Source organism: Escherichia sp. TW14182, assembly GCF_000208525.1.
GTDB classification, from domain to species: domain Bacteria; phylum Pseudomonadota; class Gammaproteobacteria; order Enterobacterales; family Enterobacteriaceae; genus Escherichia; species Escherichia ruysiae.
In genome coordinates, this window is sequence record NZ_AEJZ01000204.1 from 17,602 (window position 1) to 37,814 (window position 20,213).

General features: G+C 49.9%; 21 protein-coding genes and 1 pseudogene. 11 read left to right on the forward strand and 11 right to left on the reverse strand.

Annotated elements, in window-relative coordinates; genetic code table 11:
- Positions 1 to 63 precede the first annotated feature (63 nt).
- Both mlc and ynfL read right to left on the reverse strand, forming a co-directional pair.
- Entirely contained in the window at positions 64 to 1,284 is a 1,221-nt protein-coding gene (mlc, locus tag EQY_RS0116615; RefSeq protein WP_000225268.1) for a sugar metabolism global transcriptional regulator Mlc, read from the reverse strand.
- A gap of 134 nt (positions 1,285 to 1,418) precedes the next feature.
- Positions 1,419 to 2,312: a multidrug efflux transcriptional activator YnfL/SxtR(Kp) gene (gene ynfL / locus EQY_RS0116620; protein WP_001019520.1), complete on the reverse strand. Its 894-nt coding sequence runs from the start codon at positions 2,310 to 2,312 to the stop codon at positions 1,419 to 1,421.
- 106 nt (positions 2,313 to 2,418) lie between these two features.
- On the opposite strand from ynfL, the gene ynfM reads away from it, so the two are divergent.
- Positions 2,419 to 3,672, forward strand: a complete 1,254-nt coding sequence (gene ynfM / locus EQY_RS0116625) for a multidrug efflux MFS transporter YnfM/SxtP(Kp) (protein WP_000091808.1) — start codon at positions 2,419 to 2,421, stop codon at positions 3,670 to 3,672.
- A gap of 51 nt (positions 3,673 to 3,723) precedes the next feature.
- Here the strand turns inward: ynfM and EQY_RS27320 are convergent, their stop codons facing one another.
- Entirely contained in the window at positions 3,724 to 3,843 is a 120-nt protein-coding gene (locus EQY_RS27320) for a KPN_01571 family protein (protein WP_353487362.1), read from the reverse strand.
- A gap of 254 nt (positions 3,844 to 4,097) precedes the next feature.
- On the opposite strand from EQY_RS27320, the gene asr reads away from it, so the two are divergent.
- The 3 genes from asr to EQY_RS0116640 all read left to right on the forward strand — a co-directional run bounded on the left by asr (position 4,098) and on the right by EQY_RS0116640 (position 5,503).
- Positions 4,098 to 4,406 (forward strand): acid resistance repetitive basic protein Asr, encoded by a 309-nt coding sequence (gene asr, locus EQY_RS0116630; protein ID WP_000756321.1) that lies wholly within the window; start codon positions 4,098 to 4,100, stop codon positions 4,404 to 4,406.
- Between the two features lie 92 nt (positions 4,407 to 4,498).
- Positions 4,499 to 4,582, forward strand: coding sequence for a small membrane protein YdgU (ydgU, locus tag EQY_RS0116635; RefSeq protein ID WP_000233094.1), 84 nt, complete (start codon positions 4,499 to 4,501; stop codon positions 4,580 to 4,582).
- Positions 4,583 to 4,681: 99 nt separating this feature from the next.
- On the forward strand, positions 4,682 to 5,503 hold the full coding sequence (locus EQY_RS0116640) for a trypsin-like serine peptidase (RefSeq protein ID WP_001260869.1): 822 nt from the start codon (positions 4,682 to 4,684) through the stop codon (positions 5,501 to 5,503).
- 38 nt (positions 5,504 to 5,541) lie between these two features.
- Here EQY_RS0116640 and mdtI read toward each other — a convergent pair whose 3' ends face one another.
- From mdtI to EQY_RS27460, 3 genes are all read right to left on the reverse strand, one after another.
- The gene (gene mdtI, locus EQY_RS0116645) at positions 5,542 to 5,871 is read right to left on the reverse strand and encodes a multidrug/spermidine efflux SMR transporter subunit MdtI (RefSeq protein WP_000046659.1); all 330 of its coding nucleotides are present in this window, start codon (positions 5,869 to 5,871) and stop codon (positions 5,542 to 5,544) included.
- The gene (mdtJ, locus tag EQY_RS0116650; RefSeq protein ID WP_000276160.1) at positions 5,858 to 6,223 is read right to left on the reverse strand and encodes a multidrug/spermidine efflux SMR transporter subunit MdtJ; all 366 of its coding nucleotides are present in this window, start codon (positions 6,221 to 6,223) and stop codon (positions 5,858 to 5,860) included. The genes mdtI and mdtJ overlap by 14 nt, the downstream gene beginning before the upstream one ends.
- 106 nt (positions 6,224 to 6,329) lie before the next feature.
- Positions 6,330 to 6,500, reverse strand: a complete 171-nt coding sequence (locus EQY_RS27460; RefSeq protein ID WP_085948676.1) for a protein YdgV — start codon at positions 6,498 to 6,500, stop codon at positions 6,330 to 6,332.
- Positions 6,501 to 6,634: 134 nt separating this feature from the next.
- On the opposite strand from EQY_RS27460, the gene tqsA reads away from it, so the two are divergent.
- Positions 6,635 to 7,669, forward strand: a complete 1,035-nt coding sequence (gene tqsA, locus EQY_RS0116655; protein ID WP_001118201.1) for an AI-2 transporter TqsA — start codon at positions 6,635 to 6,637, stop codon at positions 7,667 to 7,669.
- A gap of 24 nt (positions 7,670 to 7,693) precedes the next feature.
- Here tqsA and pntB read toward each other — a convergent pair whose 3' ends face one another.
- A complete protein-coding gene (gene pntB, locus EQY_RS0116660; RefSeq protein ID WP_000014065.1) occupies positions 7,694 to 9,082 on the reverse strand; it encodes a Re/Si-specific NAD(P)(+) transhydrogenase subunit beta in 1,389 nt (462 codons plus the stop codon).
- Between the two features lie 10 nt (positions 9,083 to 9,092).
- Positions 9,093 to 10,625: a Re/Si-specific NAD(P)(+) transhydrogenase subunit alpha gene (pntA, locus tag EQY_RS0116665; RefSeq protein WP_001219379.1), complete on the reverse strand. Its 1,533-nt coding sequence runs from the start codon at positions 10,623 to 10,625 to the stop codon at positions 9,093 to 9,095.
- Between the two features lie 520 nt (positions 10,626 to 11,145).
- On the opposite strand from pntA, the gene ydgH reads away from it, so the two are divergent.
- The 3 genes from ydgH (at position 11,146) to folM (ending at position 14,416) form a co-directional block, all read left to right on the forward strand.
- Positions 11,146 to 12,090: a DUF1471 family protein YdgH gene (gene ydgH, locus EQY_RS0116670; protein WP_000769335.1), complete on the forward strand. Its 945-nt coding sequence runs from the start codon at positions 11,146 to 11,148 to the stop codon at positions 12,088 to 12,090.
- A 184-nt stretch (positions 12,091 to 12,274) separates the two neighbouring features.
- Positions 12,275 to 13,657 (forward strand): amino acid permease, encoded by a 1,383-nt coding sequence (locus tag EQY_RS0116675; RefSeq protein WP_000412365.1) that lies wholly within the window; start codon positions 12,275 to 12,277, stop codon positions 13,655 to 13,657.
- A gap of 36 nt (positions 13,658 to 13,693) precedes the next feature.
- Positions 13,694 to 14,416: a dihydromonapterin reductase gene (gene folM, locus EQY_RS0116680; protein ID WP_000520631.1), complete on the forward strand. Its 723-nt coding sequence runs from the start codon at positions 13,694 to 13,696 to the stop codon at positions 14,414 to 14,416.
- Here the strand turns inward: folM and EQY_RS0116685 are convergent.
- Positions 14,413 to 14,748, reverse strand: coding sequence for a GlpM family protein (locus tag EQY_RS0116685; RefSeq protein ID WP_000524882.1), 336 nt, complete (start codon positions 14,746 to 14,748; stop codon positions 14,413 to 14,415). The two genes, folM and EQY_RS0116685, sit on opposite strands and share 4 nt — an antisense overlap.
- Positions 14,749 to 14,876: 128 nt before the next feature.
- On the opposite strand from EQY_RS0116685, the gene rstA reads away from it, so the two are divergent.
- From rstA to tus, 3 genes are all read left to right on the forward strand, one after another.
- Positions 14,877 to 15,596, forward strand: coding sequence for a two-component system response regulator RstA (rstA, locus tag EQY_RS0116690; RefSeq protein WP_001092492.1), 720 nt, complete (start codon positions 14,877 to 14,879; stop codon positions 15,594 to 15,596).
- A 3-nt stretch (positions 15,597 to 15,599) separates the two neighbouring features.
- A complete protein-coding gene (gene rstB, locus EQY_RS0116695) occupies positions 15,600 to 16,901 on the forward strand; it encodes a two-component system sensor histidine kinase RstB (RefSeq protein ID WP_000732532.1) in 1,302 nt (433 codons plus the stop codon).
- Positions 16,902 to 16,975: 74 nt separating this feature from the next.
- Positions 16,976 to 17,905, forward strand: a complete 930-nt coding sequence (gene tus, locus EQY_RS0116700; protein WP_000135175.1) for a DNA replication terminus site-binding protein — start codon at positions 16,976 to 16,978, stop codon at positions 17,903 to 17,905.
- On the opposite strand, the gene fumC is transcribed toward tus, so the two are convergent.
- Together fumC and fumB are read right to left on the reverse strand one after the other, a co-directional pair.
- A complete protein-coding gene (fumC, locus tag EQY_RS0116705) occupies positions 17,902 to 19,305 on the reverse strand; it encodes a class II fumarate hydratase (RefSeq protein WP_000860011.1) in 1,404 nt (467 codons plus the stop codon). The two genes, tus and fumC, sit on opposite strands and share 4 nt — an antisense overlap.
- 142 nt (positions 19,306 to 19,447) lie before the next feature.
- Positions 19,448 to 20,213, reverse strand: a pseudogene (fumB, locus tag EQY_RS0116710) (class I fumarate hydratase); the annotation flags it as partial.

The following is a 20,213-nucleotide window of genomic DNA, read 5'->3' on the forward strand; positions in this document are numbered from 1 at the left end:
TAAGTTATGCGTTCCTGGCTCAATTTGAGATAGCGCAAATTTTGGTAGAACAGTTAAAAAATGTTAACCCTGCAACAGACGAATCAACAAAGAACCGTTATACATCGCGTCTTTTACCAACGCCGCCCCCGCCATCGTCCCCTGATTAGAGAACTGGGTGCTCTCGACGCTAATATGCTGGCTGTAGGCGGGAAGCGCCTGCTGACGGATACTGTCAGAAATTACAGGGAACAGGATCTCTGCAGCTTTGCTTAGCGGCGAACCAATCAGTATTTTTTGTGGGTTGAATAAATTCACCATAATGGCAAGAATTCGCCCGACGTGCGTCCCCACGCCAGTAATAATATCTTTTGCCAGCAGATCGCCCTGCAACGCAGCCAGACACAATGAATCCACAGTTAATGGCTGCCCATGTAACATAGAACTCATAGATTGATTCAAACGTAATTGTGCAAGCTCAAGAATACTATCAACACTAGCAATGGTTTCCAGGCAGCCGTGGTTACCGCAATAACAGCGTTTCCCGTAGGGATCGACCTGAGTGTGACCAATTTCCACAAGGCTACTGCTTCCCGCGTGTAGCAAATGACCATCGGTAATCACACCAGCACCCACGTTGTGATCAATCACCACCTGAATCACATCGCGTGCTCCGCGTGATGCGCCGAACAAGGCCTCAGCCATCGTCCATGCGCTAATATCATGCTGAATATAAACCGGTACACCGGTGTGCTGCTCCAGTACTTCGCCGAGCGGCATCTCTTTTACGTCCTCATAGAACGGCATACGATGCACAATGCCATTTTCCGTATCAATAATTCCCGGCAAGGTTATGGCAATCGAAGTTAGACGCTCCAGTTTTTTCTGATGGCGGATAAAAAACTGATCAATATGATTAATGATGCGATCCAGCAGTGGCGAGTCATCTTTCAACGCCAGCTCCTGCGACTCTTCCACCACCAGTTTGCTGCTCAGATCGCGCAGGGCAAGGAAAATCTCCCCGCGACTAATGCGCAAAGAAAGATAGTGCCAGGCTTCGGTTTCAACCACTAGCCCCACCGCTGGACGACCACGGTTCCCCGCTTCTTTAATTTCCAGCTCTTGCACCAGGTGCGCTTCGAGCATTTCACGGACAATTTTGGTGATACTGGCTGGCGCCAGTTGCGCCAGCCGGGAAAGATCGATACGCGAAACTGGACCAAGCTGATCAATCAGGCGGTAAACCGCGCCCGCGTTGGTCTGCTTTATTTGATCAATGTGCCCAGGCTGGTTTTCAGCAACCACCGCATACTCCCTATATTTTCGCGCTCCGAAATAATCTGTAGGTTATGGTGAAGTACTTCAATATGCGTCGTCAAATTTTTACTTCGTCATGTGATTGACAGCACATTTTTCGGTTTTTTTTGCTGAATTATCCCTCACCGGAGTGCATTCATCAGCTGAATACGAAAGTTTCGCGCTGCCGGGCTTTGTTCACGATGCTTTGGCCAAACCAGCCACATTTCAGAAACCGCATCCTCTTCAGCAATAGGTAACCAGCGCATTTCATTGAGTTGGACACGTTTAAAAGAGGCGGGCAAAATCGAAACACCAAGACCGGCGGAAACCAGACCGATGATCGTCATCGCCTCGCCCACTTCCTGGGTGATGACCGGAGTCAGATTATAACGCCGCATCAGGCCAATAATGTCGTCATACAGCCCTGTCCCTACGTGCGGATCAAAAAAAACAAACGGCTCTTTTGCCAGTTCCGCCAGCGTTACATTCGGTTTATTTGCCAAAGGATGATCGTGCGGGATCATCGCCATAAGCGGTTCATGCACGATTACTGCGTGATCCAGCGTCTCCGGCAACACGGTGTTTCGTAACAACCCCATATCGAGCGTCCCTTCGGTAAGAGGGTCTATTTGCTCGCGAGTATTCATCTCACGCGTCTGCAAATGGACATCAGGAAATTCACAGCGAAATAGCGATAAGGTATCAGACACTGCGCGAATAAAGGGTGCCGACGAGGTAAAGCCAATGCGTAACTCTCCCGCTTCTCCCTGATGCAGACGCTCAGCGCGAGCGGCTGCGTCATCCACCATAGACAGGATTTGCCGACTATCAGCAAGGAACTGCTTTCCTGCTGCCGTAAGCAGCACGCTGCGGTTGGTTCGTGCCAACAGTCGCGCGCCAATTTGTTGCTCCAGAGCCTGAATCTGCTGACTTAGCGGCGGTTGCGAAATGTTCAGGCGGGCAGCCGCGCGTCCAAAATGCAGCTCTTCCGCAACGGCAACAAAGTACCGGAGGTGACGCAATTCAATATTCATATCTTAAACATCTTATTTGAGATTATTAATATATTAGACATAACAATTCGATTTTCCTACTCTATTCCTAATCCCACATCACGGGCATAATTAGCAAGGATTTCAAGTGAGTCGTACTACAACTGTTGATGGCGCTCCGGCAAGCGACACTGACGAGCAACCCCTTTCCCAGCCAAACGAATTCATTAAACGCGGTACACCGCAATTTATGCGTGTCACCCTGGCGCTATTCTCTGCCGGGCTGGCAACCTTCGCGCTTCTCTATTGCGTGCAACCTATTCTTCCGGTGCTTTCGCAAGAATTTGGCTTAACGCCTGCTAACAGTAGTATTTCACTGTCCATTTCAACGGCGATGTTAGCTATCGGTTTGCTGTTTACTGGCCCGCTATCCGATGCCATTGGTCGCAAGCCAGTGATGGTGACGGCGCTACTGTTGGCCTCCATCTGTACGTTACTTTCGACAATGATGACCAGCTGGCACGGCATTTTGATTATGCGCGCCTTGATTGGCCTGTCGTTAAGTGGTGTAGCTGCTGTTGGTATGACCTACCTTAGCGAAGAGATCCACCCCAGTTTTGTGGCCTTTTCAATGGGACTGTATATCAGCGGCAACTCGATTGGCGGCATGAGCGGGCGCTTAATCAGCGGTGTATTTACTGACTTCTTTAACTGGCGAATTGCGCTGGCGGCTATCGGCTGTTTCGCCCTGACCTCGGCGTTAATGTTCTGGAAAATTCTCCCGGAATCACGTCATTTCCGTCCTTCTTCACTGCGCCCAAAAACACTGTTTATTAACTTCCGTCTGCACTGGCGCGATCGGGGACTCCCCTTATTATTCGTCGAAGGTTTTTTGCTGATGGGCTCATTCGTAACGCTGTTTAATTACATCGGTTATCGGTTGATGCTCTCCCCATGGCATGTTAGCCAGGCAGTGGTTGGGTTATTATCGCTGGTCTATTTGACAGGCACCTGGAGTTCGCCAAAAGCAGGCACCATGACTACCCGCTTCGGTCGTGGCCCGGTGATGTTATTTTCGACAGGTGTTATGCTTTTGGGTCTTATCCTGACATTGTTCAGCTCACTTTGGCTCATTTTTATCGGTATGATGCTTTTCTCAAGCGGATTTTTTGCCGCTCATTCTGTTGCCAGTAGCTGGATTGGCCCTCGTGCTAAACGCGCCAAAGGCCAGGCTTCTTCGCTTTATCTATTCTGTTACTACCTGGGTTCAAGCATTGCCGGAACATTAGGTGGCGTCTTCTGGCATAACTATGGCTGGAACGGCGTCGGTGCATTTATTGCCCTGATGCTGGTGGTCGCTATTCTGGTCGGAACACGTTTACATCATCGGCTGCACGCCTGAAAAAATAAGTCCGGACGATGTGTTAAATTTCTGTCCGGACTTATTGCTTGCTCAACTCAACGTTAATAACCACCCCAAAATAGACGAAGCGCCTGCCATTTCTCGCAGAGCATCTAACGTCATCAGGATAATAAATACCCAAATTAGCGGATTCATTTTGCTGTGTGTCATTTATTGCAAATACACAGTGATTCTACCAATTTATAGGTAGTGAAAAAGTTAAGTTATTCAATACTACCGATATTGGTGGGAAATTCGCCTTACGTTACAATACGTTATTATTTCCTTCGTCATCGTTATCCGCTTTGTACATATCGTTACATGCCGAAACCAACCACTCACGGAAACCTGTCATTTCCAGAGATATAGTCATGACATCGGCCCCGCACTGGGGTTGCATAAAAAACAAAATTGAGGGTATGACAATGAAAAAAGTATTAGCTCTGGTTGTTGCCGCTACTATGGGTCTCTCTTCTGTCGCATTTGCTGCAGAAACTGCGACCACGCCTGCTCCGACTGCTACAGTCACCAAAGCAGCGGCTGCAAAAACAACGCATCATAAAAAACAGCATAAAGCGGCGCCTGCCCAAAAAGCGCAGGCGGCTAAAAAGCATCATAAAAAAGCGAAAAATGAACAGAAAGCGCCTGAGCAAAAAGCACAGGCAGCCAAAAAGCACAGCAAAAAACACAGCCAGCAGCAATCTGCAAAACCAGTTGTACAACCAGCCGCGTAAGTTTTCGGCAGTAATAATGGCGCGCCCCCTCGCGCCTGAAAATTACGGTGTTAAACGGATAACGTTTAACACCGCCTTTAGCGGAGGGTACTATGGTGGGCCGTTATCGCTTTGAGTTCATTCTTATCACCCTTATTTTATGCGCCCTGATTGCCACCTGTTTTTATCTTTCCTGAGCGTAGTTATCTGATTTTACTCCCACTTTCATCCCGTCCCGTCTATAGTATTTACGAGGGTTTGCTTTTAATAATCATAATTACTCACCAGAGTGTGATATGCGTACAACCATTGCTGTAGTACTGGGTGCAATTAGTCTGACATCTGCATTTGTGTTTGCGAATAAACCGGACGATCATAAATCGACCAATAATGAGGTCAGCACCCTATTTTTTGGTCATGATGATCGTGTATCAGTAAATAACACGAGCCAATCGCCGTGGGATGCGGTTGGGCAACTAGAAACGGCCAGCGGCAATTTGTGTACGGCGACGCTAATTGCGCCGAACCTGGCATTAACGGCAGGACACTGTTTATTAACGCCGCCGAAGGGCAAAGCGGATAAAGCAGTTGCGTTGCGTTTTGTGTCAAATAAAGGTCTTTGGCGCTATGAGATCCACGACATCGAAGGCCGCGTTGATCCGACGCTAGGGAAGCGGTTAAAGCCGGATGGGGATGGCTGGATTGTTCCCCCCGCAGCCGCGCCGTGGGATTTCGGTTTGATTGTGCTGCGCAATCCCCCTTCGGGCATTACGCCGTTGCCGTTATTTGAGGGAGATAAAACCGCGCTTACCGCTGCATTAAAAGCTGCGGGTCGTAAAGTGACTCAGGCGGGATACCCTGAAGATCATCTCGATACGTTGTACAGTCATCAAAATTGCGAAATAACCGGCTGGGCGCAAACCTCGGTAATGTCGCACCAGTGCGATACCCTACCAGGTGACAGTGGTTCGCCACTGATGCTTCATACTGATGACGGCTGGCAGTTAATTGGGGTACAAAGTTCAGCTCCTGCAGCAAAAGATCGCTGGCGCGCCGATAACCGGGCCATTTCTGTCACCGGTTTTCGCGACAAACTCGAAGAACTGACCCGGAAATAACGTTCAAACGCTGCCCGCATTATCGGGCAGCGTGGTCATCAGGCGAGTTTCACCATAATCATTCCAGCCAACAGCAAGACCAGACCAACCCAGCCTTTGCGATTTAAACGTTGACCAAACAAGATCCAACCAGCGGCTAACGTGGCAGCAATACCAAACCCGCCCCACAACGCATACGCCACCGACAAATCTATGCCCTTTACTGCCTGGGAGAGTGAGCTAAAGGCCGCAAGCACCGCTGCCAGCGAAAGCAAGCCATAGACTTTGCGGCGAAAGCCGTCAGAATATTTCAAAAAGACGTTAGCAATGATTTCCAGCACGATTGCCAGTGCCAGCCAGGCGGCGTGAACCCATTCAAACTGCGCCATGATTCACCTCCAGCGAGGGTTTACGCACTTTGCGAGTACCAGATTTAATCAACACAATCCCGAGCACCAGGGTTGTTAACCCGGCAATTTTTAGCAGCGATAAGCTTTCGTCAAATAACAGAACACTAAATAGCGTAATAAATAAAATACCGATACCTTCCCACAGAGCATAAGCCACGCCAAGTGCTATTTTTTTTACGGCAAAAGAGAGAAATATATATGACAGCGAAATCATCACCAGCATTAAAATAAAACCGCCGCTTCCCTCACTAACGCTCGCCCATTTCATTGACAGCGTGCCGGTAATTTCTGTGGCAATAGCCAGACCTAATAAAACCCAATAAATATACATCGTCCTTCCCCTGCAAGAGAATTATTTTAACATTCGCTCGACTCAGCGAAACCAAAAGAAAAGCATTCAGCCCAGCGCAGAGCGCCAGCTTTGGCAGAGGAAGGGACTAAAGCGCGTTGCGCCAGTGTTGCTCACCTGCGAGCAAGATGGTGGTTGAGGTACGAAAATGAGTAAATGTAGAAAATAACGTCCTGAACAAATTGTCCATAATATTACAATTATCCGCAGTGTTGCTTCTCGTCATCGCGGATGATAATTGTCCTCGGTAGTTGTACACGTCTGATTTGTATCATAGCTTAAGAATTAACTCAAAACATTTTCATTTCTTTACCTGAGGAGTTTGATTTTCGTTATAATGCCACGGCTAAAAAGAAAATATTATTAGCGAAGGAAGAAAAAACGGGGATACGCATGGCAAAGCCGATCATCACGCTCAATGGTCTAAAAATAGTCATTATGTTGGGAATGCTGGTCATTATTCTCTGCGGTATCCGTTTTGCCGCCGATATCATCGTACCCTTTATCCTTGCCCTATTTATCGCAGTCATTCTTCATCCGCTGGTACAACGCATGGTTCGTTGGCGCGTGCCGCGTGTGTTGGCTGTGTCGATTTTAATGATAATCATCGTGATGGCGATGGTGCTATTACTGGCCTATCTCGGCTCAACGCTTAATGAGCTGACCCGCACTTTGCCACAGTATCGCAGCTCAATCATAAAGCCTCTGCAAGTTCTGGAGCCTTTATTACAACGCGCGGGTATTGATGTCTCGGTTGACCAACTGGCGCATTACATTGATCCGAACGCGGCGATGACGTTGCTCACCAACTTGCTGACACAGTTATCTAATGCCATGTCATCCATATTTTTATTGTTGCTGACGGTGCTGTTTATGCTGCTCGAAGTGCCACAACTTCCCGGCAAACTCCAGCAAATGATGGCGCGCCCGGTCGAAGGTATGGCGGCGATCCAGCGCGCCATTGACAGTGTGTCGCATTACCTGGTGCTGAAAACAGCCATCAGCATCATCACCGGTCTGGTCGCCTGGGCGATGCTCGCCGCACTCGATGTTCGCTTCGCTTTTGTCTGGGGATTACTGGCCTTCGCGCTTAATTACATCCCTAACATTGGTTCGGTTCTCGCGGCTATCCCCCCTATCGCTCAGGTACTGGTGTTTAATGGTTTCTATGAGGCGTTACTGGTACTGGCGGGATATCTGCTGATTAATCTGGTCTTCGGCAATATTCTGGAGCCGCGCATCATGGGGCGCGGACTGGGGCTTTCCACACTGGTAGTTTTTTTGTCGTTAATTTTTTGGGGATGGTTGTTAGGACCGGTGGGAATGCTGCTTTCCGTGCCGTTGACGATTATTGTCAAAATTGCGCTTGAACAAACGGCGGGAGGCCAAAGCATCGCCGTCCTGTTAAGCGATCTCAATAAAGAGTAACGGCCTCCGCAGAGGCCGTCAGGGTTACAGGGCTTTCAGGATTGCATCCACGCTGGCTTTGGCGTCACCAAACAGCATGTGGGTATTTTCTTTGAAGAACAGCGGGTTTTGCACGCCAGCATAGCCGGTGTTCATCGAGCGTTTAAAGACAATCACGTTCTGTGCTTTCCACACTTCCAGCACAGGCATACCAGCAATCGGACTCTTCGGATCATCCTGCGCCGCCGGGTTAACCGTATCGTTAGCGCCAATCACCAGCACAGTATCGGTATCAGCAAAGTCATCGTTGATCTCGTCCATTTCCAGCACGATGTCATACGGCACTTTCGCTTCTGCCAGCAATACGTTCATATGCCCCGGTAATCGACCTGCAACCGGGTGAATACCGAAACGCACATTGATACCACGGGCACGCAATTTCTCGGTGATTTCTGCCACCGGATATTGCGCCTGCGCGACCGCCATGCCGTAGCCTGGGGTGATGATCACCGAGTGCGAGTTTTTCAGCAATTCTGCCGTCTCTTCCGCAGTGATTTCGCGATGCTCGCCAACTTCCTGATCGTCACCGGTGGAAGAACCATCTGTGCCGAAACCACCCGCAATGACGCTGATAAAGGAACGGTTCATCGCCTTACACATGATGTAAGAAAGGATGGCACCCGAAGAACCGACCAGCGCACCGGTCACAATCAGCAGGTCATTACTGAGCATAAAGCCCGCCGCTGCCGCTGCCCAACCAGAATAAGAGTTCAGCATCGACACCACCACGGGCATATCTGCGCCACCGATGGAAGCCACCAAATGCCAGCCGAAAACCAACGCAATGGCGGTCATTATCAGCAATGCCAGAACTTGCAGGCCAACGCTTTCAGTGCGAACAAACACAATCAGCAGCAGGAAGGAAACAACCAGTGCCGCCAGGTTCATTTTGTGACGGTTTGGCAGCATCAGCGGTTTAGACGAAATTTTACCGCACAGCTTACCGAACGCCACGACTGACCCCGTGAAGGTTACCGCACCGATGAAGATGCCGAGGAACACTTCCGTCAGGTGAATATTCACCAGAATCGGCGCCATTTCCGCGTCGTGATGCAGATAGCTGTTAAAACCAACCAACACCGCCGCCAGACCAACGAAGCTATGCAGGATCGCCACCAGTTCCGGCATTTCGGTCATTTCAACCTTCTTCGCCAGACGGATACCAATCGCCCCACCGATGACCATTGCCAGTAAGATCCAGCCAACGTTGCCAGTATCCGGTCCAAAGATAGTTGCAATTAAAGCAATCGCCATCCCGGCGATACCGAGGTTGTTACCCCGGCGAGACGTTTCATGTTTTGAAAGCCCGGCCAGACTGAAGATAAACAGGATCGCGGCAACAATGTATGCAGCTGTAACTAATCCTCCAGACATATGTTACCCCTTAGTTTTTGCGAAACATTTTCAGCATACGCTGAGTCACGGTGAAGCCACCGAAAATATTAATGCTGGCTATAAGCACCGCGATAAAACTAAGGAAGCTAACCCAGCCGCCCTGGCCAATCTGTAAAAGTGCTCCGACAACAATAATCCCTGAAATCGCATTGGTGACCGACATCAATGGTGTATGTAGCGCGTGCGAAACATTCCACACCACGTAATAGCCCACAACGCACGCCAGCGCGAACACGGTGAAGTGTCCGAGGAACTCTTTCGGTGCAACATTCGCCAGCCAACCGAAAAGGATAATTGCCAGCGCCATCAAGGCGTATTTACGCCACGGCGAACAGGCACATTTTTCCTCGGTTTTGACTTCCGGTGCTGCTTTTTGTGCCGCCTGCGGCTGAGCTGATACCTGAATCGGCGGTGCCGGCCAGGTAATTTCGCCCGCACGGATCACGGTCACGCCGCGAATCACCACATCATCAAAATCAACAGTGATGTTGCCGTCTTTCTCTTTGCACAACAATTTCAGCAGATTGACGAGGTTGGTGCCATAAAGCTGTGAGGATTGCGTCGGCAGACGCCCCGGAAGATCGGTATAACCAATGACTTTGACGCCATTTTCAGTGGTGAAGATTTGCCCCGGCACGGTGTATTCACAGTTACCGCCGTTTTGTGCTGCCAGATCGACAATCACACTGCCCGACTTCATGGAGTCCACCATTTCACGGGTAATCAGTTTCGGTGCCGGTTTGCCTGGAATAAGCGCAGTGGTAACAATGATATCGACGTCTTTTGCCTGCGCAGCAAAAAGCTCCATTTCCGCTTTGATGAACGCTTCCGACATCACTTTGGCATAGCCATCGCCGCTGCCTGCTTCCTCTTTAAAATCCAGTTCAAGGAATTCCGCGCCCATACTCTGAACTTGTTCTTTCACTTCCGGACGAGTATCGAACGCACGCACAATTGCGCCGAGGCTGTTTGCTGCACCAATGGCCGCCAGACCAGCAACACCCGCACCAATCACCATGACTTTTGCCGGCGGCACTTTACCTGCCGCAGTGATTTGTCCGGTAAAAAAGCGACCAAACTCATGAGCTGCTTCGACAATAGCGCGATAACCTGCGATATTCGCCATCGAACTTAACGCGTCCAGCGACTGGGCGCGAGAAATACGCGGTACGGAGTCCATCGCCATCACGGTGACGTTACGTTCCGCAAGTTTTTGCATTAGCTCCGGATTCTGCGCAGGCCAGATAAAACTTACCAGCGTTGTACCTGGATTCAGTAGTGCAATTTCATCATCTAACGGTGCATTGACCTTCAGAATGATCTCTGACTGCCAGACGTTATTCCCTTCTACTATTTCAGCGCCCGCTTGCACAAACGCTTTATCGTCAAAACTCGCCAGTTGACCCGCGCCGCTCTCTACCGCGACGGTAAAACCTAGTTTCAGCAACTGTTCCACTGTTTTTGGCGTTGCTGCAACACGGGTTTCATTGGTTAACCGTTCTCTTGGTATGCCAATTCGCATGATATTCCCTTCCATCGGTTTTATTGATGATGGTTTGCCTGTGTTTCAAGTACACAAGCCGCTCATGAACGAGCTAAATGTTACTCCGTTAAAATAAATTAGTAACAAACGTCTATAACGTACTGAAAATAATGCCTGTGATCTAGCGCCAAAAATCAGTATCTCGGCGTTAACTCGAAAAATATTAACGATTCAGCCTTGATAGTGGGATAAACACCATAGAACACAGGATAAGGGGCGATAATTGTCTTCGATAGCCAGGTAAAACATGAGATCACCCCGTCGCAAGCCGCCAGTTAACATTAAATTAACTTATACAATTCAGCCATTTCAGCCATTTTATGTTACTGCGGTTACTTTTTAATCACAGATGGTTATTCGAACAGGTTTAAAATCAAATCAAGAAGTCTGATATGAAAAATCACGCAGACAGTTACACCGTTTAAATGCAATAATCAGCCACGTTTCTCGTTAATAACAATACCAGTACCTGGTTTGCGCAAGGCGAAGGATTATTTTTATGAAGCTTAAGAACACCCTCCTGGCGTCGGCACTGCTTTCTGCTACGGCATTCTCCGTTAACGCAGCAACAGAACTGACACCGGAGCAAGCGGCAGCGGTTAAACCTTTTGACCGTGTAGTGGTTACCGGACGTTTCAATGCCATTGGCGAGGCGGTCAAAGCCGTATCCCGCCGCGCTGATAAAGAAGGCGCAGCCTCTTTTTATGTTGTCGATACGTCAGATTTCGGTAACAGCGGTAACTGGCGTGTAGTTGCCGATCTCTATAAGTCTGATGCTGAAAAAGCAGAAACTGAAAAGAATCGTGTGATTAACGGTGTGGTGGAACTGCCAAAAGACCAGGCCGTTCTGATCGAACCGTTTGATACAGTTACCGTCCAGGGCTTTTACCGTAGCCAACCTGAAGTTAATGACGCCATCACCAAAGCGGCGAAAGCAAAAGGCGCATACTCTTTCTATATTGTTCGTCAAATCGATGCCAACCAGGGCGGTAACCAGCGCATTACGGCCTTCATCTATAAAAAAGATGCTAAGAAACGCGTAGTACAAAGCCCGGATGTGATCCCGGCGGATTCCGACGCGGGACGTGCAGCCCTGGCGGCCGGTGGCGAAGCTGCGAAGAAAGTTGAAATCCCAGGCGTTGCCACTACTGCATCACCAAGTTCCGAAGTCGGTCGCTTCTTTGAAACCCAGTCATCAAAAGGCGGGCGTTACACTGTCACGCTACCTGACGGCACTAAAGTAGAAGAACTGAACAAAGCGACCGCAGCGATGATGGTGCCGTTCGACAGCATTAAGTTCTCAGGTAACTACGGCAACATGACCGAAGTCTCCTACCAGGTTGCTAAACGTGCCGCGAAGAAAGGGGCTAAGTATTACCACATCACCCGCCAGTGGCAGGAACGTGGCAATAACCTGACCATCAGCGCAGACCTGTATAAATAACTATTCAGTATCACGATAAGGCGGCTTTATGCCGCCTTTAGCATTTTTAGCCACAAATTTTCCCCTAACCATTGCATGACGATACATCTCTTCGTAAAATCCCGCGCCTTAGTGACAAACACCATTTTTATGCGTTTTGTCCTAATATTTATTCTTCCAAACACGTTTTGATCACTGGATACAGATGGAAAAGAAACTGGGACTGAGCGCGCTCACTGCGCTGGTATTAAGCTCAATGCTGGGCGCAGGTGTTTTCAGTCTGCCGCAAAATATGGCGGCGGTAGCCAGCCCGGCAGCATTATTGATCGGCTGGGGTATCACCGGCGCAGGGATTTTATTACTGGCCTTCGCTATGCTGATCCTGACGCGTATTCGTCCCGATCTTGACGGCGGTATCTTTACCTATGCCCGTGAAGGGTTTGGCGAACTGATTGGTTTCTGCTCCGCATGGGGATACTGGCTGTGCGCAGTTATCGCCAACGTCTCCTATCTGGTGATCGTCTTTTCCGCATTGAGTTTCTTCACCGATACGCCGGAATTGCGCCTGTTTGGCGATGGCAATACCTGGCAATCGATTGTCGGTGCATCCGCCTTATTATGGATTGTTCACTTTTTGATCCTGCGCGGCGTGCAGACTGCTGCCAGCATTAACCTGGTGGCTACGCTGGCAAAATTATTGCCGCTAGGTCTGTTTATTGTTCTGGCGATGATGATGTTCAAACTGGACACCTTCAAACTCGACTTCACTGGCCTTGCACTTGGTATACCGGTATGGGAACAGGTGAAAAACACAATGTTGATCACACTGTGGGTATTCATTGGCGTGGAAGGTGCAGTGGTGGTTTCTGCGCGAGCGCGTAATAAACATGATGTCGGCAAAGCAACACTTCTGGCGGTACTTTCCGCGCTGGGCGTTTATTTACTGGTAACTCTGCTTTCGCTGGGGGTGGTAGCACGCCCTGAACTGGCTGAAATCCGTAATCCCTCTATGGCCGGCCTGATGGTGAAAATGATGGGGCCGTGGGGTGAGATTATCATCGCTGCCGGACTGATCGTTTCCGTTTGCGGCGCGTACTTAAGCTGGACCATTATGGCGGCAGAAGTCCCCTTCCTGGCTGCCACTCATAAAGCATTCCCGCGCATTTTTGCTCGCCAGAATGCGCAAGCTGCGCCGTCTGCCTCACTGTGGCTGACCAACATCTGCGTGCAAATTTGCCTGGTACTCATCTGGCTAACCGGTTCCGATTACAACACATTGCTCACCATCGCCTCAGAAATGATTCTGGTGCCCTATTTCCTGGTTGGCGCGTTCCTGCTGAAAACCGCTACCCGTCCACTGCATAAAGCAGTAGGTATCGGTGCCTGCATTTATGGCTTATGGTTATTGTACGCCTCTGGCCCAATGCACCTGCTGTTGTCCGTCGTTCTGTATGCACCTGGGCTTCTGGTGTTCCTGTACGCGCGTAAAACGCATACACATGATAATGTACTGAATCGTCAGGAAATGGTGTTAATTAGCATGTTGTTAATTGCCGCAGTTCCGGCGACCTGGATGCTGGTGGGATAACGTTCGTCCCATCGTTGGATAGCAAAGGAGATAACGATGGGTAAAACCCACCCCTTGCCAATATTAATTACTGGCGGAGGCCGTCGCATTGGCCTCGCCCTCGCCTGGCATTTCATTAATCAAAAGCAACCGGTGATTGTCAGCTATCGGACGCGCTATCCTGCCATTGATGGACTGATTAATGCGGGTGCGCAATGTATTCAGGCTGATTTTTCAACCAACGACGGTGTGATGGCGTTTGCCGATGAGGTACTAAAAAGCACCCATGGCCTGCGTGCTATTTTGCACAACGCCAGCGCGTGGATGGCTGAAAAACCAGGTACGCCACTGACTGACGTGCTGGCCTGCATGATGCAAATCCACGTTAATACCCCATACCTTCTTAACCACGCTCTGGAAAGATTACTGCGTGGGCACGGACACGCCGCCAGCGATATCATTCACTTTACCGATTATGTGGTGGAGCGCGGAAGCGACAAACATATTGCCTATGCTGCGAGCAAAGCGGCGCTGGATAATATGACACGCTCGTTTGCCCGCAAGCTGGCACCGGAAGTGAAAGTGAATTCTATCGCGCCATCGCTGATCCTGTTTAATGAGCATGATGATGCTGAATATCGTCAACAGGCGCTGAATAAATCACTGATGAAAACCGCACCAGGCGAGAAAGAAGTGATCGACCTGGTCGATTATTTACTCACCAGTTGCTTTGTTACCGGACGCAGTTTTCCGCTTGATGGCGGTCGACATCTGCGTTAATGCAGCTTCATCCAGCATATAATCAACACCCATGCGCTTATCCCCCAGCACGCAACGGAACCCACAAAAGCGGCGGGCAAGCGCATTATTCCGGTGAAATACCACAGCGACGCCAGGTAAATAAAATAGGGAATAATCGACCACATGCTGAAAATGATGGTTGCGCGTAAGGCTTCAATGCCGCGTTCGCTGGCAACAATATAATGCGCAATAAGCGCAAAGGTCGGGAAAAGCGGAATCAGCCCGGCGATATAGTAATTTTTCGTTTTTGCTAATACACCAATTAACACCACCACCAGCGCACCAAGCGCGGCTTTGATTACCAGCCCCATCTTTTTACCTTAACACTTCCATAACAAGTCATCCGTAGAATACCTGATGAAAACTTGTTTAGGAACGATTGATAGTAAGTAAAAACAACGCGGTGTATTGTGACGTTTTTATATCTACCGTGAATAATATGAACACTATCGTATTTGTGGAAGATGACGCGGAAGTCGGTTCACTGATTGCCGCGTATTTGGCGAAACATGATATACAGGTAACCATTGAACCTCGCGGCGACCATGCAGAAGAAACAATTCTGCGGGAAAATCCGGATTTGGTGCTCCTCGATATCATGCTACCAGGCAAGGACGGCATGACTGTCTGTCGTGATTTACGCACTAAATGGAGCGGGCCTATAGTTCTGCTGACATCTCTCGATAGTGATATGAACCACATTCTGGCTCTGGAAATGGGCGCCTGCGACTATATTCTCAAAACAACGCCCCCCGCAGTCCTGCTGGCGCGGTTACGTTTACATTTGCGTCAGAACGAGCAAACCACGCTGACCAAAGGTATACAAGAAGCACCTCTTACTCCTTATAAGGCATTGCATTTCGGCACGTTAACCATCGATCCCATTAACCGTGTAGTTACGCTTGCTGACTGCGAAATTTCACTCTCTACCGCCGATTTTGAACTGCTCTGGGAATTAGCCACCCACGCGGGGCAAATTATGGACAGAGATGCGTTGTTGAAAAATTTACGCGGCGTCAGTTACGACGGTCTGGATCGTAGCGTGGACGTGGCTATTTCGCGGTTAAGAAAAAAACTGCGCGATAACGCTGCCGAACCTTATCGCATTAAAACCGTGCGAAACAAAGGCTATCTGTTTGCGCCTCATGCGTGGGAATAAGCGATGAAAAAACTGTTTATCCAGTTTTATCTTCTACTGTTTGTCTGCTTTCTGGTGATGTCCCTACTGGTTGGGCTGGTGTACAAATTTACCGCCGAACGCGCGGGCAAACAGTCGCTGGATGATTTGATGAACAGTTCTCTATACCTGATGCGTAGCGAATTGCGCGAGATCCCCCCACACGACTGGGGAAAAACGCTGAAAGAGATGGATTTAAATCTCTCTTTTGATCTGCGCGTCGAACCGTTGAGTAAATATCATCTCGATGAAATCTCCATGCATCGACTGCGTGGCGGCGAAATTGTCGCCCTGGACGATCAGTACACATTCTTACAGCGTATACCGCGCAGCCACTACGTGCTGGCAGTCGGTCCCGTGCCTTATCTTTATTACCTCCATCAAATGCGATTACTGGATATCGCGCTGATCGCTTTTATTGCCATCTCCCTCGCCTTTCCCGTGTTTATCTGGATGCGTCCGCACTGGCAGGACATGTTAAAACTGGAAGCAGCGGCGCAACGATTTGGCGATGGGCATCTCAATGAACGTATTCACTTTGATGAAGGTTCGAGTTTTGAACGGCTTGGCGTGGCGTTTAACCAGATGGCGGATAATATCAACGCCTTGATTGCCAGTAAAAAACAGCTTATTGACGGTATCGCCCACGAACTGCGAACGCCGTTAGTGCGCCTGCGTTATCGACTGGAGATGAGCGAAAATCTGAGCGCAACAGAATCTCAGGCGTTGAATCGCGATATCAGCCAACTGGAAGCCTTAATTGAAGAGTTGCTGACTTATGCCCGACTCGATCGCCCGCAAAATGAGCTCCATCTTAGCGAACCAGACCTGCCGTTGTGGCTGTCAACGCATCTGGCCGACATTCAGGCACTAACTCCCGATAAAACGGTACGGATAAAAACCATCATGCAAGGTCATTATGCGGCGTTGGATATGCGCTTGATGGAGCGCGTGCTGGATAACTTGCTCAATAATGCCCTGCGCTACTGCCATTCAACAGTCGAAACCAGCCTGCTACTGGCAGGAAACAAAGCGACATTAATTGTTGAAGATGATGGTGCAGGGATTGCACCACAGGATCGAGAGCATATCTTTGAACCCTTTGTTCGCCTCGACCCCAGCCGTGACCGTGCAACCGGCGGCTGCGGGCTGGGACTGGCAATTGTCCACTCAATTGCACTGGCAATGGGCGGCACGGTTAATTGTGACACCAGCGAACTGGGCGGCGCCCGCTTCTCGTTTAGCTGGCCGTTATGGCACAACATTGCGCAATTTACCTCTGCCTGACGCTACGCGCACGGTGGTCAAGTCGTCGCCAATGTGCTATAACATAAGTATGTTGTAACTAAAGTGGTGATTTTATGGCTCGTTACGATCTCGTAGATCGACTCAATACTACCTTTCGCCAGATGGAGCAAGAACTGGCCGCATTTGCCGCTGAGCTTGAACAGCACAAGTTGCTGGTTGCCCGGGTATTCTCTTTACCGGAAGTCAAAAAAGAGGATGAGCATAATCCGCTGAATTGCATTGAAGTTAAGCAACATCTCGGCAAAGAGGCGCAGGCGCTCGCGCTACGTCATTTCCGCCATTTGTTTATTCAGCAACAGTCTGAAAATCGCAGCAGCAAGGCCGCTGTTCGTCTGCCCGGCGTGTTGTGTTATCAGGTTGATAACCTTTCACAAGCGGCGCTGGTAAGTCATATCCAGCGCATCAATCAACTTAAAACCACTTTCGAGCATATCGTCACGGTTGAGTCAGAACTTCCTACGGCGGCGCGTTTTGAATGGGTGCATCGCCATTTGCCGGGGCTGATCACACTGAACGCTTACCGCACCCTCACCGTTCTGCATGACCCCGCAACTTTACGTTTTGGCTGGGCGAATAAACATATCATTAAGAATTTGCATCGTGATGAAGTGCTGGCGCAGCTGGAAAAAAGTCTGAAATCACCCCGCAGCGTCGCACCGTGGACGCGTGAGGAGTGGCAGGGAAAACTGGAGCGTGAATATCAGGATATTGCTGCCCTGCCACAGGACGTGAAGTTAAAAATCAAACGTCCGGTAAAGGTGCAGCCGATTGCCCGCGTCTGGTACAAGGGAGATCAAAAACAGGTACAACACGCCTGCCCTACGCCGCTTATTGCACTGATTAATCGGGATAATGGCGCGGGCGTACCGGACGTTGGCGAGTTGTTGAATTACGATGCCGACAATGTGCAGCACCGTTATAAACCGCAGGCGCAGCCGCTTCGTTTGATCATTCCACGGCTGCACCTGTATGTTGCAGATTAACGCCCGGATTTCATGCTGCCGACCATCTGTTCTGGTCGTACCCAGCTGTCAAACTCGGCTTCGCTAAGATAGCCCAGCGCAAGGGCTGCAGCTTTTAAGGTCAGCCCTTCTTTATGCGCTTTTTTTGCAATCTCGGCGGCTCTGTCATAGCCAATGTGGGTGTTGAGTGCGGTCACCAGCATCAGCGATTCATTGAGTAATTGATTGATTCGCTCACGATTCGGCTCAATCCCCACTGCACAGTGTTTGTTAAAACTTTCCATGCCATCTGCCAGCAAGCGTACCGATTGCAGGAAATTGTAGATAACCATCGGGCGGAAGACGTTCAGTTCAAAGTTTCCGGAAGCGCCACCCATGTTGATCGCCACGTCGTTCCCCATCACCTGACAGCAAAGCATGGTTAACGCTTCACACTGCGTTGGGTTCACTTTCCCAGGCATGATTGAACTGCCCGGCTCGTTTTCCGGGATTGAGATTTCACCAATTCCGCAGCGAGGGCCAGATGCCAGCCAACGAACGTCATTGGCAATTTTCATCAGTGACGCAGCCAACCCTTTCAAGGCGCCGTGCGCCTGAACCAGCGCATCACAGGTCGCCAGAGCTTCAAATTTGTTCGGCGCGGTAACAAACGGCGCGCAGGTAATTACCGAAAGTTCATCCGCAACGCGACGCGCATATTCCGGATGAGTGTTCAGCCCCGTCCCTACTGCTGTACCACCCAGCGCCAGTTCCGCCACGTGCGGCAGACTGTACTCGATATGTTTGAGATTATGCTCCAGCATCGCTACCCAGCCAGAAATCTCCTGCCCCAGCGTCAGCGGCGTGGCGTCCTGCAAGTGGGTACGACCAATTTTGACGATATCGGCAAATGCACGCGATTTTTCACTCAGCGTCTGTGTCAGGGTTTTAAGCTGCGGAATGAGTTGCTTGCGCAGCGCCAGCAGCGCCGCAACGTGCATCGCCGTCGGAAAGACATCGTTGGAACTTTGGCTTTTGTTCACGTCGTCATTAGGGTGAACTTTACGTTCCATCCCGCGCACGCCGCCGAGCAATTCGCTCGCGCGGTTAGCCAGCACTTCGTTCATATTCATATTGCTTTGCGTACCGGAACCGGTCTGCCAGATAGCCAGCGGAAATTCATCGTCATGCTGTCCCGCCAGCACTTCATCTGCCGCCTGACGAATGGCACTCGCTTTCTCTTCAGACAGCAAGCCTAAATCTTCATTAACTTTTGCCGCTGCGCGCTTGGTTAGCGCCAGCGCATGAATCAGTGAGGTTGGCATTTTCTCCGTCGAAATGCGGAAATGCTCCAGCGAGCGTTGAGTTTGTGCGCCCCACAGCTTATCTGCCGGGACATCGATCGCACCCATCGAATCTTTTTCGCTGCGTACTGTTTTCATGGACTGCTCCTCACCTGATTAATTTTTTCTTTCTGTTTTGCTTACGTTAAGCAACTTTTAGCTCACTCATTATTTACTATTTGATAACAAATGTTTGGTCTTTCGTGCCATGTAAAAAAGCCGCCCCGAAGGGCGGCTCTGTTTATTTCACGCAGCGGGTGCACTGCGTGAGCTGTATCTGCTGGAAGAAGTCATTTCCTTTATCATCCACAAGAATAAACGCCGGGAAATCTTCCACTTCAATTTTCCAGATCGCTTCCATTCCCAGTTCAGGATACTCAACACATTCCAGACTCTTAATACTGCCCTGCGCCAGCACTGCCGCCGGGCCGCCAATACTGCCGAGGTAGAAGCCACCGTGTTTTTTACAGGCATCCGTCACCTGCTGGCTGCGGTTGCCTTTCGCCAGCATGATCATACTTCCGCCCTGCGCTTGCAGTTGATCGACATAAGAATCCATCCGTCCGGCGGTCGTTGGGCCAAGAGAACCGGAAGCATAACCTTCTGGCGTTTTTGCCGGACCCGCGTAGTAAATCGGGTGATCTTTGATGTATTGCGGTAGCCCTTCGCCGTTGTCCATGCGCTCTTTCAGTTTGGCGTGGGCAATATCACGACCGACGATAATCGTGCCGTTAAGCGATAAGCGCGTAGAAACGGGATACTGCGACAACTGTGCGAGGATCTCTTTCATCGGACGGTTAAGGTCAACGCGAACCGCTTCGCCTTCTCCCGCTTTGCGCAGCTCTTCCGGAATATATTTGCCTGGATTATGTTCCAGTTTTTCGATCCAGATCCCCTGACGGTTGATCTTCGCTTTGATATTACGGTCAGCAGAACAGGAGACGCCCATTCCGACCGGGCAGGATGCACCATGACGCGGCAGGCGAATCACGCGGATGTCGTGAGCG